This is a genomic window from Halogeometricum limi (assembly GCF_900115785.1).
GTDB classification, from domain to species: Archaea; Halobacteriota; Halobacteria; order Halobacteriales; family Haloferacaceae; genus Halogeometricum; species Halogeometricum limi.
The window spans coordinates 245,395-258,360 of sequence record NZ_FOYS01000003.1 but is presented as its reverse complement, the minus strand read 5'-3'; the positions used below and the strand labels follow the sequence as shown (position 1 = coordinate 258,360).

Sequence of the window (12,966 nt, the reverse complement as noted above, 5' to 3'; positions counted from 1 at the left end):
GGTCCCCTCGAAACCCCCGTCACTCGCTCCTGTCGCTCTCGACGGTCGCCCGTCGGGCGATAGCCTCCTCGAAGAACGACTCCGGGAGGTCGTCGATGTCGCCCGCTTGCACCCGCCAGAGGTTGGCGTACAGTCCGTCCTCGACGAGGAGTTCCTCGTGCGTCCCGCGTTCGACGATTCGACCCCCGTCGAGCACGAGAATCTCGTCCGCGTCTTTCACCGTCGACAGTCGGTGTGCGATGGCGACCGTCGTCCGGTCGGCGGCGAACCGGTCGAGACTCCGGCGGATGATGGCCTCCGTCTCGGTGTCGACGTGGCTCGTCGCCTCGTCCAAGACCAAGACGTCGGGGTCTTTCAGGAACGTCCGCGCGAGGGCGATACGCTGGCGCTGGCCGCCCGAGAGTTTCACGCCGCGTTCGCCGACGAGCGTGTCGTAGCCGTCGGGGAGGTTCTCGATGAACTCGTGGGCGGCGGCGCGGCGCGCGGCCGTCTCGACGTCCTCGTCCGTCGCGTCGAACGTCCCGTAGGCGACGTTCTCGCGGACGGTGCCGTAGAACAGGAACGGCTCTTGGGAGACGTAGCCGACGGCCCGTCTGAGGTCCGAGAGCGACAGGTCCCGGACGTCGTGACCGTCGAGCCGAACCGTCCCCTCGTCGGGGTCGTAGAGGCGGACGAGCAGTTTCACGAGCGTCGACTTCCCGCTCCCCGTCGGCCCGACGACGCCGACAGTGTGGCCGGGCGCGGCCGAGAACGACACGTCGCGGAGCACCGCCGGCGAGCGAGTCCGGCCGTCGGTGGCGTCGTGCCACTCGGTGCCGACGTCGGCGCCGGCGTCCTCGCCGCCATCGTAGCCGAACGTGACGTCCTCGTAGTCGACGCGACCGGCCACCTCCGAGAGCGTCAGCGCGTCCGGTCGTTCGGTGACGGTTCGTTCCGACCGGAGCACCCCGTAGACGCGCTCGCTGGAGGCTTTCGCCCGCTGGTAGTTGTTCACTATCTGCCCGAACTGCGCGAGCGGCCAGATGAACTGCTGCGTGTACAGCATGAACGTGACGAATTCGCCGGGCGAGAGCGTCCCCGAGAGCGGCGTCGGCGGACCGTTCAGCACCCAGAACGCGCCGACGGCGAACGTCGCGGCGAAGCTCAGCCCCGAGATGACGGCGAGGCCGGGGAAGAACGTGATGCGGGTGCGGATGGCGTCCCAGTTGGCGTCGTAGTACGCGCGCGACGCCTCGCGGACGCGGCCGACTTCGTACGACTCCGCGTGTTCGGTCTTGATGACCTCGATGCCGCCGACGTTGTTCTCCAGTCGGGCGTTCAGTTCGCCGACCCGCCGTCGCATCCGCGCGTACTTCGGCTGGACGCGACGGACGAAAAGCAGCGTGAAGACGGCCAGCACGGGGACGGCGGCCATCGTGACGAGCGCGAGCCAGACGTTCAACGCCGCCAGCACGACGCCGACGCCGAGAACGAGTGCGACGAGACGGAGCATCGAACTGACGCCGTCGGTCAGAAACGACTCCAACTGGTTCACGTCGTTGTTCAGCACCGAGAGCAGTTCGCCGGTGCGCGACTGGTCGAAGAACGCCCGGTCTTGCAGTTGTAACCGTTCGTAGGCGTCGACGCGGAGCGCGTGCTGGATGTTCTGTGCGAACTGGTTCCAGCCGTAGTTCTGGAGCCACGACGCGCCCGCGCCGACGAGCGTCGCCGCCACGAGGAGCGAGACGGTGAGCCACACCAACCCGGCGGGTGTCGTCGGGACCGACGCCTCGGAGACGAACGGGAGCGAGAACGGGCGCGTCCGCAGGAGAGCGGCGTCGATAGCCAGCCCCAAGAGCAACGGCGGCGCGAGGCCAACGAACCGGGAGAGAAGCGTCATCACCGCGCCGAGCACCGCGTTCGCGACGTTGTCTCGTCCGTACTCCGCGTACAGTCGCCACATCGACGTTCCGTCCGAGCGCAGCGTCGTCTCTACGGAGTCCGTGCCGGACACGTCAGCGACCACCGCCCGTCAGGTCGTGTCTCATCCACCGAACTAGGTCGTTCGCGAGTATATGTCGTTCCCCGCAGACGAGGCGGAAGCGGTTTCGCCGTCGCCGTCGAAACGCCGGTGATGACGCTCCCGGGCGCGCCGGTCGTCCGCCGCAACGTCGCCGTCGGCGCGGTGTGTGCGACCGTACTCCTCGTGACGACGGAACTCGTCGTCCCCGCGACGCTCGGCGGTCGGACGAGCGTGACGGCCCAGTACACGCTGTACCTCCTCACGTTCTCGGCGTGGATGGCGTGGTTCGTTCTGACGGGGGTCGCCGTCCTCGCGGACGCCGACTGACACCCACCGGAGTCCCGAATAGCTATTACGGCGACTTCCAAGAGGGGAGTATGGACGGGGACCGAAGGGGCGGCGGCGCGAGTACGCGTCGGGGGAACGACGACCCGCGACCGATTCGCGTCCTCCACGTCGACGACGACCCGGCGTTCTGCGAACTGACCGGCGCGCGACTGGAGCGGACGGGCGCGGAACGCCCGTGGATACGCGTCGAGAGCGTCTCGGACCCCACCGCCGTCACCGAGCGACTGGACGGCGTCGACTGCGTCGTCAGCGACTACGATATGCCTCAGATGAACGGTCTCGAACTCCTCGATACGCTTCGAGACGAGGGGTTCGACGCGCCGTTCGTCCTGTTCACCGGCAAGGGCTCAGAACAGATAGCCAGTCGAGCCATCTCCGCGGGCGTCACCGACTACCTCCGGAAGGGCGGCGGCGCGGACCGGTTCGACGTGCTCGCCAACCGAATCCGAAACGCCGTCGCACGTGACCGCGCCGAACGCGAACTCGAACTGAGCGAGACGCGTCTCCGCCGCGTCGTGGACCTCCTTCCGCTCTGCCTGTTCGTGAAAGACGAGGAGGGACGCTACGTCCTGATGAACGAGGCGGGGGCGGAGACGTACGACATGACGCCCGCGGAGGTGGAAGGTCGGTACGAGGCGGACCTGCTCTCCGAGGAGACGGCAGAACGGTTCCGCGCGGAAGACGAGGAGATTCTGGCGTCCGGCGAATCGACGTATCTCCCGGAACAGCGACGGCGCGACGACGACGGCGAACTGGTCGTCGAGAGCGTCCGAAAGGTCCCCTTCGAGCTCGACGCGACGGGACGGAGCGGCGTCTTGGGCGTCGTCGAAGACACCACGGCGGATTTCCACCGAGAGCGACGCCGCGAACGCGCCCTCGAAACGCTCGAAGACGCTCGGCGCGTCCTCGACGACGCACGCGCGGCCGGTGACGCGGCGGCCGTGGACGCACACGAGCGAGTGGAGCGATACCTCGTTCGCGCCGAGACGCTCCTGTCCGAAGACGGTCCGGTCGACGGCGACGGAGTCTGAGCGGAAGCGACGCCCGAACAGAGCCGAGACGTCGGTTCAGACCCGGTCGACGGGCGTATCACACCGCAGGCAGAGCACCGTGTCCGCGACGTAGTTCACGTCGTCGGACCCGCAGTCGGGACAGCGGAACTGACCCGTCCCGTACTCGGTCGACCCGCGCGGCGCGTGGAGCGTCCCGGCGTCGATGCGGGCGGCCACCATCGACGGGAGTCGAGAGCGAGCGAACTGCACGCGCCGGGTGAGCGCCGTCGAGGGGTCCGACCCGTGAATCTCGTCCCACTGCACGTCGTCGGGTCGCGAGAGGTGACAGACGGCGTTCGTCCCGGCCTGCAACAGTGGGTTCGTCGTCCACGACACCGCGTCCTCGGGGTCGGCGTCGGCGTATCCGGACGCGGCGCGGTCGTACGCCGTCGCCGCCCGGTCGGCGTCGCCGACGACGGTCCGCAGGTGACCGACCCACTCGAAGCAGGCCGCCCGGAGCACCGCGTCCGAGAGCACGTCGTCGCGGAGGTCACCGACGACGAGGATACCCTGTCCGACGCGGTTTCGCGCTCTCTCGTCGTCGCCCGCGAGACGGTAGCAGACGGCCGCGAGGAGGAACGATTCCACGGCGTAGCCGGCCCACTCGGCCCCGTCAGGGTCGAACAACGACCGTCGGTTCCCACCCGTCCCCGAGAGGTCGGCGTAGGCGGCGAGCGTGTACTCGTCGCCCGCGTCGGCGTATCGGCCGTGCGCGAGTTCGAGAATCGCGGCGTCGGTGTGGTTCTCCATACGGTCTCGGAGGACCGCGGAGAGACGACGGTTTCGGCCCCGGTAGTCCGCTCACGGCGGCGTCGTCCGTTCGACTGCCGCCGCCAGCGTGTCGAGGAATGCGGGGTCGTACGACTCGTCTGCGTGCTCTACGTTCCACAGGCCGGACGCGCGAATCTTCGCGCTGCGAGCGTAGCCGCCGAGCCAATCGCTTCTGCGGGGGTCGCGGGGACGGCGGTCGTAGTTACTCACGAGAGCGACGAGGTTGCGCTCGACGTACGCGCGGTCGCTGTCGGGTCCGGGTTCGTCGTCGAGGTCGACCCAGAGGAACGGTTGGTCGCGGAGGAAGGCGCTGACGCGGCGTTCCAGCGGGTACTCCTCGTCGCGGACCTCGCTTCGGTCGCGGTCGTCGGGGACGCTCGTCGCTCCCCAGTCGGGGTATCGCTCGTGGAGTCCGTACCGCTCGACGAACGCCTCGCCGACGCGCCGCCGATAGACCGACCCGCGATGGTTGCCGCCGTGCGGGTGCGCCGAACTCCCCGGACCGGTCCCGTAGTGCTGTTTCAGGCGGTCCCAGAGCGTCGTCGAACTGCCGGCCGAGACGGCGTGCGTGCCGACGCGCGTCACCCGCCGCTGACCGCTCGACGCGCGGGACTCTCCGGGGGCGAAGAAGACGTACAGACCCCTGTCGGGCCAGTCCATGTAGCCGGTACAGTCGGCGAGTCGCCGCGCCCCGCCCACCCGCTCTTCGAGTCTGCCGAAGAGGGCGTACAGCCTGTCGAGGTCCGCGCTGCGGTCCATCGTCACTGAGTAGCCTCGCTCTCCGACAAAAGGGTTCGCCTCGCGTCGGCCACTCACTCGTACGTCCGGTGACTCGCGGTTCCGACGCGGACCCGGACGAGCGTGTTCTCAGACCACGCGTCTTCGGCCGCGCCGTACTTCCGGTTTATCTTCCGCGTCGCTTCGCGTGTCTCGTCCGCGTCGTCGACGACGGTGGCCGTGCCGAGAAGCGACACCATCCACTTCGCGTCGCCGCCCTCGTCTTTCTGTATCGAGAGGGCGACGCGGGGGTTCTCGCGGAGGTTCCGAAGCTTCGTTCCGGTCGTGACCAGTTCCACGACGCCGTCTTCGTAGCGGTACCAGACGGGCGCGACGTGCGGTCGGCCCTCGCGGCACGTCGCCACGTGCGCCATCAGCGGTTCGCTCGTCAGGAGACGCTCGACTTCGGGAGAGACGCTCGACGCCATACTCGCGCTTGGTGCTCCCGGGGCAAAACGCTCCCCTCGGAGTCTCATTCATCGTCACCGCGAGCGTACTCTCTCCCGTGCGGTCGAACCGCGCGTGGTGTCATGGGAAAGAAATCGACGGAGACAACGAGTGAATCGACGATGCACGCCGTCACGAAGTCGGGTCTGACGGTCGAGTGTGCGAACTTCAAAGCGATAGACGGAGGCGTCCTCCTCTTTCGAGACGCGAAGCGGAAAGACGTCTGCGGCTACCTCCCGCACGACGAACTTCGGTACGTCCTCGCCGACGACGTGACGACGGGAGGGGCAGAACTGGCCGACGCGGGCGCGACGGACGCCGAAGGCGGCGGTGACGAGTTCAATAGCGAACTGACGGTACTCGGCGGTCTCGGCGAAACGTACGCCAGACGACTCCACGACGCCGGCATCGACTCGCTCGCGGCGATTCGTCGGGCGGACCCGTCCACCGTCGCGACGGCCGCGAGCGTCGCGGAGAGCAGAGCGGAGCGGTGGGTAACGGCGGCGGAAGAGCGTTCGGCCGGCGAGAGCGGCGACGAGTCGTCGAAGTTCGAGACGGGCGAGGCGACTGGCGACGAGTCGGCGGAGACAGAGACAGACAGAGAGACGAACGAGGACGAGTCGCACGCGGACGCGGCGTCAGCGGACGGCGGCGTCGAGCGCGTGAACTCCGGATAAGTTACTCCGGCACCGGTCCGAACGACGCGACGAACGAGTCCGTGGACTCGCGCCACGCCGCGGCGAGGCGGTCCGAGAACGTTCGTCCGTCCGGTTCCTCGACCGCGTCGTGGTCGTCTAACCACTCGACCGTCCGTCGGACGCCCGTCTCGAAGTCGACGGTGTACTCGAATCCGAGGTCGCGTTTCGCCTTCTCGTTGTCGAAGACGGTGCTGTACCGGAAGTGGTCGCGGAGCATCCGCGTCCGGTCGGGAGCGACGCTGCGGAGGACGTGCGTCGGGACGTGGACGAGGTCGGGTGCCGGCGCGTCGAGCGCGTTCGCGACGTGTTCGTGGTACTGGTTCCACGTCATCGTCTGTTCGCTCGTGACGTTGTACGCCTCGCCGGCGACCGTCTCGGCGTCCGCCTCGACCGCGCCAACGAACGCGCGCGCCACGTCGTCGCGGTGGCACGGCCCCCACAGCGAGGTGCCGTCACCGTGGACGACGATGGGTCGACCCTCGCGGATACGCGAGACGTACGAGGAGTCCGTCCCGAGCGTGTGGACCAGTGTCCCGCCCTCGCCGTAGGTGTTCCACGGGCGGAGGACGGTCACGTCGAAGACGTCGCCGTCCGCCCCGAACAGGACGTCTTCGGCCGCAGTCTTCCCCGCGGCGTAGTCGCTAACGGGCGGGTTTCGGGGCGCGTCCTCGGTGACGGGGTTCTTCGGCGGCGGCCGGTGGTAGACGTCGATGGTCGAACAGAAGACGAACCGGTCGACTCGGTTCTCGAACGCGCGGACGGCGCTCTCGGCGTCCTCGGCCGAGAAGCACACCATGTCTATCACGGCGTCCGGCGCGGGGTCGAGTTCGCGCATCCGACGCTCGAACGCCTCGTACTCGGTTCGGTCGGCGCGCACCTCCCGAACGTCCGGGACGTCGGCCGTCGTCTCGCCGCGTGTGACGATGGTCGCCTCGTGACCGGCGTCGACGAGTTGCCGCGTGATTCCCGTGCTGATGAGTCCGGTTCCACCGACGACGAGGACGTGCATGCGTAGTGTCGAGTAGCCGAGGTGAAAAGTCGGTCGTCACCGGCAGTCGGCGGTGGCCGAGAGTCGCCGAATCACCCCCGCGCGAGAAAGAGGAGTTCGGCGAGGACGAGCGCGCACGACCCGAGAACGACCGCCGTCGCGCCGACGACGAGCGGTCGGCCGTCGACGGGGCTCGCCGAAGAGACGAGCGACGTCGCAGTCGACCCGCCGAGAAGCGCCTCCGTGGGGTAGACGACGCCGCCGGCGATGGCGAGAAATCCGAGGACGAAGAGACCGTACACCGGGAGCGAGTTGCCTCGTCTGCGGTGAACGGGCGGTCGGAGCATACCCTCAGTACCCGGACTGGGGAAATCAGTATGTACCGGGTAGCCGGGGCGAAACAGGTCGTTACGGGCCGTTACCGTCGTTCTACTCGTCGGGGTCGAAGTCGAGCGCGACCGAGTTGATGCAGTAGCGCTTCCCGGTGGGGTTCGGGCCGTCGTCGAAGACGTGACCGAGGTGCCCGCCGCAGTTCTTACACAGAACCTCGATGCGGCGCATCCCGTGGCGGGTGTCCGTCTTCGTCTCGATAGCGTCGTCGTGCGCGGCGAAGAACGACGGCCATCCGCACCCCGAGTCGTACTTCGTCTCCGACTCGAACAGTTCCGCGCCGCACCCGGCGCAGAGATACGCGCCGTCCTCGTCTCTGTCGACGTGCTCGCCGCTGAAGCGCGGTTCGGTCCCCTTCTCTCTCAGAATCTCGTACTCGTCTTCGCTGAGGCGTTCGCGCCACTCTTCGTCGGTCGTCGCCGCGTCGGAACCCTGTTCGGACATGCGTCACCGTAGGTACCCGACACCGAAGAACCCACGGCAGTCGTGCACGGCACCGTCGCGTCAGTCCTCTCGGCGGAGGAACTTCGGGAGCCTGAGTCGCTCCAAATCGTCCACGTCGAGTTCGAGCATCGACGCCCGTTCGATGGCCGTCGGGCGAGTCGCGGGCGACTCCTCGTCGAGTTCGGGGGCGTTCGAGTCGACGACGATGCCCTTCGCCTCGATGAGTGCGTCCCACGTCGCCTCGTCGGAGTCGTACTCCTCGCGGTGGTCGCGGACCGCGTTCCGACCCTCGGTGAACGCCAACTCCAGGACGCTGCGTTGGTAGGCCGTGTTCGCCAGCCGGAGAATTCGCGTCCGTTCGTCGTCGTACCGGTCGCCTAACTCGGTGGAGATGCCCAGCGCGTACATCCGGCGGAGCGCCTCCTCGGCGCCGACCGTCTCCCAATCGAGGTCGAAGGCGCGTTCGTACATCTCAAAAGTCCACGTGGTCCATCGGGTCGACCACGAGGCCCTCGTCGGTGAAGTTCAGCGACCGGATGTCGCAGTCGATGTCGGTCCCGCGCATCTTCACCACCTGGATACCGCGCGTCATCCCCGTCGCTTCCAGATAGTTGTGGAAGAAGATGACGCCGTGCGCGAGGAAGTGTTCGTCGGAGTACGAACTTGGGTCGGTCATCTCGGAGATGAGGAGCGTCGTCGCCGAGCCCTGTTTGAGCGCCGTCAGAAAGCGCGTCATCTCCTGGTCGTCGCCCGTGAAGAGCAGTTGGAGGAGCATCGTCGAGTCGATGACCAACCGGTCGACCTGTCGCGAGTTCACGAAGGCGACGACTTTGTCGGTCAGGCTCTGTACGCCCGAAGTGCTCCCGCTTCCGGAGAACTGGTTGAGGACGTGTTTGCCCTTCTGGCTCGCGAGGTTGATGAACCGGAACTGGTCGGAGTTCGTCAACGTCTCGAAGCCGAAGTCGTAGCTCGACATGTCGTTGACGAGTTCCTCGCGCGTCTCGTGCATCGTGATGTACATGCAGTTCTCTCCGTTTCGAAGCCCTTCTGCGACGAACTGGGCGGTGAACGTCGTCTTACCGCTCCCTGGAGGGCCCGATAGCACGTAGAGTCGTTCGGGGATGAACCCCCCTTGGATGAGGTGGTCGAACCCACTCACCCCACTCGGAATCCGCATAGAGATATTCTCCACATTCTGACTTATAATCGTTCCGGGGGTTACGTCACTCGGGAAACAGCTCTCGTTCTCGCTCGATTCCGTCGATACGGGCTACGTCGTCCGCGTCGAGTTCGAGCGTCCGCGCCGCCTCGAAGTTCGAGCGCAGGTGTTTCGCCGAACTCGCCTTCGGGATGACCGCACACCCCTTCGCGCGCAACCACGCCAGAGAGACGGCCTGCGGCGTCGCGTCGTGTCGCTCCGCGACGGCGACGACGTCGTCCACCTCGGTGACGAGTCCGCCCGCCAACGGCGAGTACGCGACGGGCGCGTAGTCGTGGTCGCGCGCGTCGGCGAGTAGTTCCGGCCGGGTGAAAAGGGGGTGATACTCCATCTGGTGGGCGGCGATGGGGGCGTCGAGGTGCGCGCGTGCGGTGTCGAGTTCGTCGGCCTCGAAGTTGCTCACGCCGACGTGGCGAATCTGTCCCTCCTCGCGGAGATGGTCGAACGCCGCGAGCGTCGTCTCGGGGTCGTAGGTGTCGATGGGTCGATGGACGTACAACAGGTCGAGATATTCGACCCCTAACTTCGCCATGCTCTCTGCGGTGCTTTCGAGGACGTCGTCGTAAGCGAGATTGTCCGCCCACACCTTCGTCGCGACGAACAGTTCCTCGCGCGGGACGTCCGCGGCGGCGATGCCGCGGCCGACGACGCTTTCGTTCTCGTATATCTGCGCGGTATCGACGTGTCTGTACCCCATCTCGATAGCGTCCGTTACCGACCGGGCGCCCGCGTCTCCGTCGAGTCCCATCGTCCCGAGACCGACGGCCGGAACGCCGGCCGCGCCGACTGTCGACTGGTCTTCCATACCGACCCTCGGGAGGTGAGAGACGATAGTTCACCGGGGTCCGGCCGTAGCGGGGGTCGAGAGAGAAAGAGAGGGGGAGACCGGTCCGCGAACCCTCGTCTCACCCGCCTCTCGAATCGCCGTCGCCCGAACGGTAAAGCGGCGAGCGTCCCAATCGCGGCTATGGACGAACGGACGAACGCGGACGACGGCGGGACGGTCAGATGACGCTGCGCGTCGGTATCGTCGGCGCGGGCGCGGCGGGCGTCGGCGCGGCGTACGCCCTCCGCGACGTCGACGCCGCGGTGACAATCGTCGAGAAGAGTCGCGGCGTCTGCGGTCGCGCCGCGACGCGACGGCGACGCGACTGCACTTACGACCACGGCGCGAACTACGTCAAGGACCCCGACGACCGGACGGAGAGCCTCCTCCGTGACCTCGGCGAGGACGGACTCGTCGACGTCGAAGCGCCCGTGTGGGTGTTCGACGGCGACGGCGACATCGAGGAAGGAGACGACAGAGACGACCACAAGTGGACGTGGACGGAGGGGTTGACGCAGTTGGCGAAGCGTCTCCTCGCGCGGACCGACGCCGACGTCCGCCGCGACACCAGAGTCGAGTCGGTCGAACGCGGCGACGGCGCCGGGACGTGGACGCTCACCGACACCGAGGGGGCGACGCACGGCCCCTTCGACCGACTACTCGTGACCCCGCCGGCGCCGCAGACGGCCGACCTCCTGCGGTCGACGGCGTGGGGCGACGACCGACTCGCGGCGGTGACAGACGCCGTCGCCGACGTTGAGTACCGGACGATTCGGAGCATCCTGCTTCACTACCCGTTCCGCGAGGACCACCCGTGGTACGCCCTCGTCAACGTCGACGATGGCCACGACGTCGGGTGGGTCTCCAGAGAGGAGTGCAAGGACGGCCACGTCCCCGACGGCGAGAGTCTGCTCGTCGTGCAGATGGCTCCCGACTGGTCCGCGAAGCACTACGACGACCCGTTGGACGAGGCGTCCGCGGAGGCGGCGTCGCTCGTCTCCGACCTCCTCTCGGACGACCGGTACGCGGACCCCGACTGGGTGGACGACCAGGGCTGGCGCTACGCTCTCCCGAACGGCGGCGTCGACGCCGAGTCGGTTCGCGTCGCGGAAGACGCCGGACTGTTCTTCGCGGGCGACTGGGTCGTCGGCGAGGGGCGGGTGCACCGCGCCCTCTGGAACGGTCACGACACCGCCGCGCGGATGGTCGACGGCGAGTGACGAACCGGACCGACCGGCACTACTCGGCCGCCTCGTGTATCTTCTCGCCGCGGTGGAGACGCGACGCGATGGTGAACGTCTGCTCGCGTTCGCGGCGCGTCGGGAAGTGCGCGCCGAGGTAGCGCGCGACGGCGACGAGGAGCGTCCTGACCTCGTCGGGGTCCTCGCGAAGCGACGCCTGCGTGAACCCCGCTTCGAGCGCTTGGTACGTGTGGAATCCGGCGTCCTCGCGGAGGAGCGCCTCGCCGAGTCGTTCGCGGAGGCGCGCCACGTCGCCGCCGCAGTCGAGGTAGTGCGCCGCCCGCCTCCCCGCCTCGTCCACCGAACCCTCCACGTCGAACGACTCGACCAACGCGTCGAGATGCGACTGCGGGTCGGCGTCGGCGTCGGGCGCGGCGTCGGGAATCGGCGCGGGCGGCGTGTTCAGGAAGCGGTCGAGGTAGACGTTGATAGCGGCGTCGAACACGCCGCGGTAGAGTTCCCGCGACTCGGTTCGACGGGCCAACTGGTGGACGGCGTTCGCGTAGGTGAACGTGTGGTGGACGGTGTTCCAGTCGGAGAACTCGTTGACGGTGGCGAACTGCGCGACGCGCGTGGCCGCGGCGAACGCGACTTCGCGGGCGAGTTCCTCGACGGTCGCCCCCGCACGAACCGCGTCTTCGAGCGCCGAGACGACCACTTCGGGGTCCTCTGCGAGCAGCGTCTGCGTGAAGTCCTCGGGGACCGACCAGTGGAGTTCCGACCCCTCGGCGACCAGCGAGTCGAGGTCCGAGAACGTCGCGTCGAGCATCGCCGCGAGGTCGATAGGCTGACGCCACGAGGAGCGTTCTTCGGCCCGGTCGGCCGTCGCCAGGTCGCGGACGAGACTCGGGAGGACGGCGTCGGCGTGGTCCCAGCCGACGTGGTCGAGTGCCTCGCAGGCCTTGTTGATGAAGTCGAGCGTGTGCCCCGTGTTCAGGTAGCGGTGGTCCGTCGCCGCCGCGGCCAGCATCGTCGCCACCTGCGCGTCGTCCGCGCCGTTCGCTATCGCCGTCCGCAGGACTCGCTCCGCGCCGTCGGCGTCGCGAACCTCGACGTTCTCGCGGAACCACGTCTCCAGTCGGTCGAGCGACACGTCGTCCGTGTCGAACGGGTCCTGGTCGAACCGCGGGGGTTCGTCGGCGCAGTCGCCGGCGACGTGGACGAGACCCTGATACAGCGCGCGCTTGCGGTCGTCCGCCCCCAAATCGGAGAGGACGTTCGCCATCGCCGCGAGGATGGTGAGTCCCGGCCCCCACCCGGACTCGCGGTAGCGCGACCCGAACAGGACCCCCCGTTCGAGAATCGCTTCGGCGGGGACGTCGGCGTCGACGAGGCCGACGGCGGACTTCGCGACGACGAGTCTGAGGTTCTGTTCGAGGCCGTCCTCCAACCGACTCGCCCAGTGGACCGCCGGCGGGTCGTCCGGGTCGGGGTGCGGGTCGACGAAGACGGTGCCGTCGCGAACCTCGACGGGAAACGTCTGCACGTCGTCGGCCCAGGGGTCGAACGTGTCGCCGCAGGAGAGTTCGAAGCGGGCGTGGTGCCAGTGGCAGGTCAACACGCCGTCTTCGACGCTCCCCTTCGAGAGCGGAAATCCCATGTGCGGACAGCGGTTGTCCACCACGCGAATCTCGTCTTCGTGGTGGAAGAGCGCGAGTGCGCGGCCGTCGACGGTTCGCTGGAGGCGACCCTCGCGCCGGAGGTCGGAGAGCGAGACGACTTCGCGGAAGCGGTCTGTCGAACTCATGGGAAGTGATAGCGTA

At 67.9% G+C, this 12,966-nt stretch carries 15 protein-coding genes; 4 read left to right on the top strand and 11 right to left on the bottom strand.

All coding sequences use genetic code 11. The features are described 5' to 3' along the window. Positions 1 to 19 precede the first annotated feature (19 nt). Positions 20 to 1,942, bottom strand: coding sequence for an ABC transporter ATP-binding protein (locus tag BM282_RS10060; RefSeq protein ID WP_089881128.1), 1,923 nt, complete (start codon positions 1,940 to 1,942; stop codon positions 20 to 22). 171 nt (positions 1,943 to 2,113) lie between these two features. On the opposite strand from BM282_RS10060, the gene BM282_RS10055 reads away from it, so the two are divergent. Continuing rightward, complete coding sequence (locus tag BM282_RS10055) at positions 2,114 to 2,329, top strand: hypothetical protein (protein ID WP_089880205.1); 216 nt, start codon at positions 2,114 to 2,116, stop codon at positions 2,327 to 2,329. 50 nt (positions 2,330 to 2,379) lie between these two features. After that, a complete protein-coding gene (locus BM282_RS10050; protein ID WP_089880202.1) occupies positions 2,380 to 3,381 on the top strand; it encodes a PAS domain-containing response regulator in 1,002 nt (333 codons plus the stop codon). Between the two features lie 36 nt (positions 3,382 to 3,417). On the opposite strand, the gene BM282_RS10045 is transcribed toward BM282_RS10050, so the two are convergent. The 3 genes from BM282_RS10045 to BM282_RS10035 are packed head-to-tail and all read right to left on the bottom strand — an operon-like array spanning position 3,418 to position 5,378. After that, a complete protein-coding gene (locus tag BM282_RS10045) occupies positions 3,418 to 4,152 on the bottom strand; it encodes a hypothetical protein (protein ID WP_089880199.1) in 735 nt (244 codons plus the stop codon). Positions 4,153 to 4,203: 51 nt separating this feature from the next. Beyond that, positions 4,204 to 4,932, bottom strand: coding sequence for a hypothetical protein (locus tag BM282_RS10040; RefSeq protein WP_089880196.1), 729 nt, complete (start codon positions 4,930 to 4,932; stop codon positions 4,204 to 4,206). 53 nt (positions 4,933 to 4,985) lie between these two features. After that, positions 4,986 to 5,378, bottom strand: a complete 393-nt coding sequence (locus BM282_RS10035; RefSeq protein WP_089880191.1) for a pyridoxamine 5'-phosphate oxidase family protein — start codon at positions 5,376 to 5,378, stop codon at positions 4,986 to 4,988. Positions 5,379 to 5,480: 102 nt separating this feature from the next. Here BM282_RS10035 and BM282_RS10030 point away from each other — a divergent pair, with 102 nt between their 5' ends. Next, positions 5,481 to 6,074 carry a helix-hairpin-helix domain-containing protein gene (locus BM282_RS10030; RefSeq protein ID WP_089880188.1) on the top strand — a complete coding sequence of 198 codons (594 nt, stop codon included), beginning with the start codon at positions 5,481 to 5,483 and terminating at the stop codon, positions 6,072 to 6,074. Position 6,075: 1 nt separating this feature from the next. Here the strand turns inward: BM282_RS10030 and BM282_RS10025 are convergent, their stop codons facing one another. The 6 genes from BM282_RS10025 to BM282_RS10000 form a co-directional block, all read right to left on the bottom strand. After that, entirely contained in the window at positions 6,076 to 7,104 is a 1,029-nt protein-coding gene (locus tag BM282_RS10025) for an NAD-dependent epimerase/dehydratase family protein (protein ID WP_089880185.1), read from the bottom strand. Positions 7,105 to 7,175: 71 nt separating this feature from the next. Continuing rightward, positions 7,176 to 7,430 carry a hypothetical protein gene (locus BM282_RS10020; RefSeq protein ID WP_245758339.1) on the bottom strand — a complete coding sequence of 85 codons (255 nt, stop codon included), beginning with the start codon at positions 7,428 to 7,430 and terminating at the stop codon, positions 7,176 to 7,178. Between the two features lie 82 nt (positions 7,431 to 7,512). Then, the gene (gene msrB, locus BM282_RS10015; protein WP_089880182.1) at positions 7,513 to 7,917 is read right to left on the bottom strand and encodes a peptide-methionine (R)-S-oxide reductase MsrB; all 405 of its coding nucleotides are present in this window, start codon (positions 7,915 to 7,917) and stop codon (positions 7,513 to 7,515) included. A 60-nt stretch (positions 7,918 to 7,977) separates the two neighbouring features. Further along, the gene (locus tag BM282_RS10010) at positions 7,978 to 8,388 is read right to left on the bottom strand and encodes a hypothetical protein (protein WP_089880179.1); all 411 of its coding nucleotides are present in this window, start codon (positions 8,386 to 8,388) and stop codon (positions 7,978 to 7,980) included. 1 nt (position 8,389) lies between these two features. Further along, the gene (locus BM282_RS10005) at positions 8,390 to 9,094 is read right to left on the bottom strand and encodes an RAD55 family ATPase (RefSeq protein WP_089880175.1); all 705 of its coding nucleotides are present in this window, start codon (positions 9,092 to 9,094) and stop codon (positions 8,390 to 8,392) included. Positions 9,095 to 9,140: 46 nt separating this feature from the next. Beyond that, positions 9,141 to 9,941, bottom strand: coding sequence for an aldo/keto reductase (locus tag BM282_RS10000; protein WP_089880173.1), 801 nt, complete (start codon positions 9,939 to 9,941; stop codon positions 9,141 to 9,143). 203 nt (positions 9,942 to 10,144) lie between these two features. On the opposite strand from BM282_RS10000, the gene BM282_RS09995 reads away from it, so the two are divergent. Further along, a complete protein-coding gene (locus BM282_RS09995; protein ID WP_089880170.1) occupies positions 10,145 to 11,182 on the top strand; it encodes an NAD(P)/FAD-dependent oxidoreductase in 1,038 nt (345 codons plus the stop codon). Between the two features lie 19 nt (positions 11,183 to 11,201). Here BM282_RS09995 and BM282_RS09990 read toward each other — a convergent pair whose 3' ends face one another. Further along, positions 11,202 to 12,950, bottom strand: a complete 1,749-nt coding sequence (locus BM282_RS09990; RefSeq protein ID WP_089880168.1) for a Rieske (2Fe-2S) protein — start codon at positions 12,948 to 12,950, stop codon at positions 11,202 to 11,204. Positions 12,951 to 12,966: the final 16 nt, after the last annotated feature.

Coding starts and splice junctions, on each gene's coding strand:
- BM282_RS10060 (WP_089881128.1), bottom strand. CDS start 1,942: ATGTGGCGACTGTACGCGGAGTACGGACGAGACAACGTCGCGAACGCG.
- BM282_RS10055 (WP_089880205.1), top strand. CDS start 2,114: ATGACGCTCCCGGGCGCGCCGGTCGTCCGCCGCAACGTCGCCGTCGGC.
- BM282_RS10050 (WP_089880202.1), top strand. CDS start 2,380: ATGGACGGGGACCGAAGGGGCGGCGGCGCGAGTACGCGTCGGGGGAAC.
- BM282_RS10045 (WP_089880199.1), bottom strand. CDS start 4,152: ATGGAGAACCACACCGACGCCGCGATTCTCGAACTCGCGCACGGCCGA.
- BM282_RS10040 (WP_089880196.1), bottom strand. CDS start 4,932: ATGGACCGCAGCGCGGACCTCGACAGGCTGTACGCCCTCTTCGGCAGA.
- BM282_RS10035 (WP_089880191.1), bottom strand. CDS start 5,378: ATGGCGTCGAGCGTCTCTCCCGAAGTCGAGCGTCTCCTGACGAGCGAA.
- BM282_RS10030 (WP_089880188.1), top strand. CDS start 5,481: ATGGGAAAGAAATCGACGGAGACAACGAGTGAATCGACGATGCACGCC.
- BM282_RS10025 (WP_089880185.1), bottom strand. CDS start 7,104: ATGCACGTCCTCGTCGTCGGTGGAACCGGACTCATCAGCACGGGAATC.
- BM282_RS10020 (WP_245758339.1), bottom strand. CDS start 7,430: ATGCTCCGACCGCCCGTTCACCGCAGACGAGGCAACTCGCTCCCGGTG.
- msrB (WP_089880182.1), bottom strand. CDS start 7,917: ATGTCCGAACAGGGTTCCGACGCGGCGACGACCGACGAAGAGTGGCGC.
- BM282_RS10010 (WP_089880179.1), bottom strand. CDS start 8,388: ATGTACGAACGCGCCTTCGACCTCGATTGGGAGACGGTCGGCGCCGAG.
- BM282_RS10005 (WP_089880175.1), bottom strand. CDS start 9,094: ATGCGGATTCCGAGTGGGGTGAGTGGGTTCGACCACCTCATCCAAGGG.
- BM282_RS10000 (WP_089880173.1), bottom strand. CDS start 9,941: ATGGAAGACCAGTCGACAGTCGGCGCGGCCGGCGTTCCGGCCGTCGGT.
- BM282_RS09995 (WP_089880170.1), top strand. CDS start 10,145: ATGACGCTGCGCGTCGGTATCGTCGGCGCGGGCGCGGCGGGCGTCGGC.
- BM282_RS09990 (WP_089880168.1), bottom strand. CDS start 12,950: ATGAGTTCGACAGACCGCTTCCGCGAAGTCGTCTCGCTCTCCGACCTC.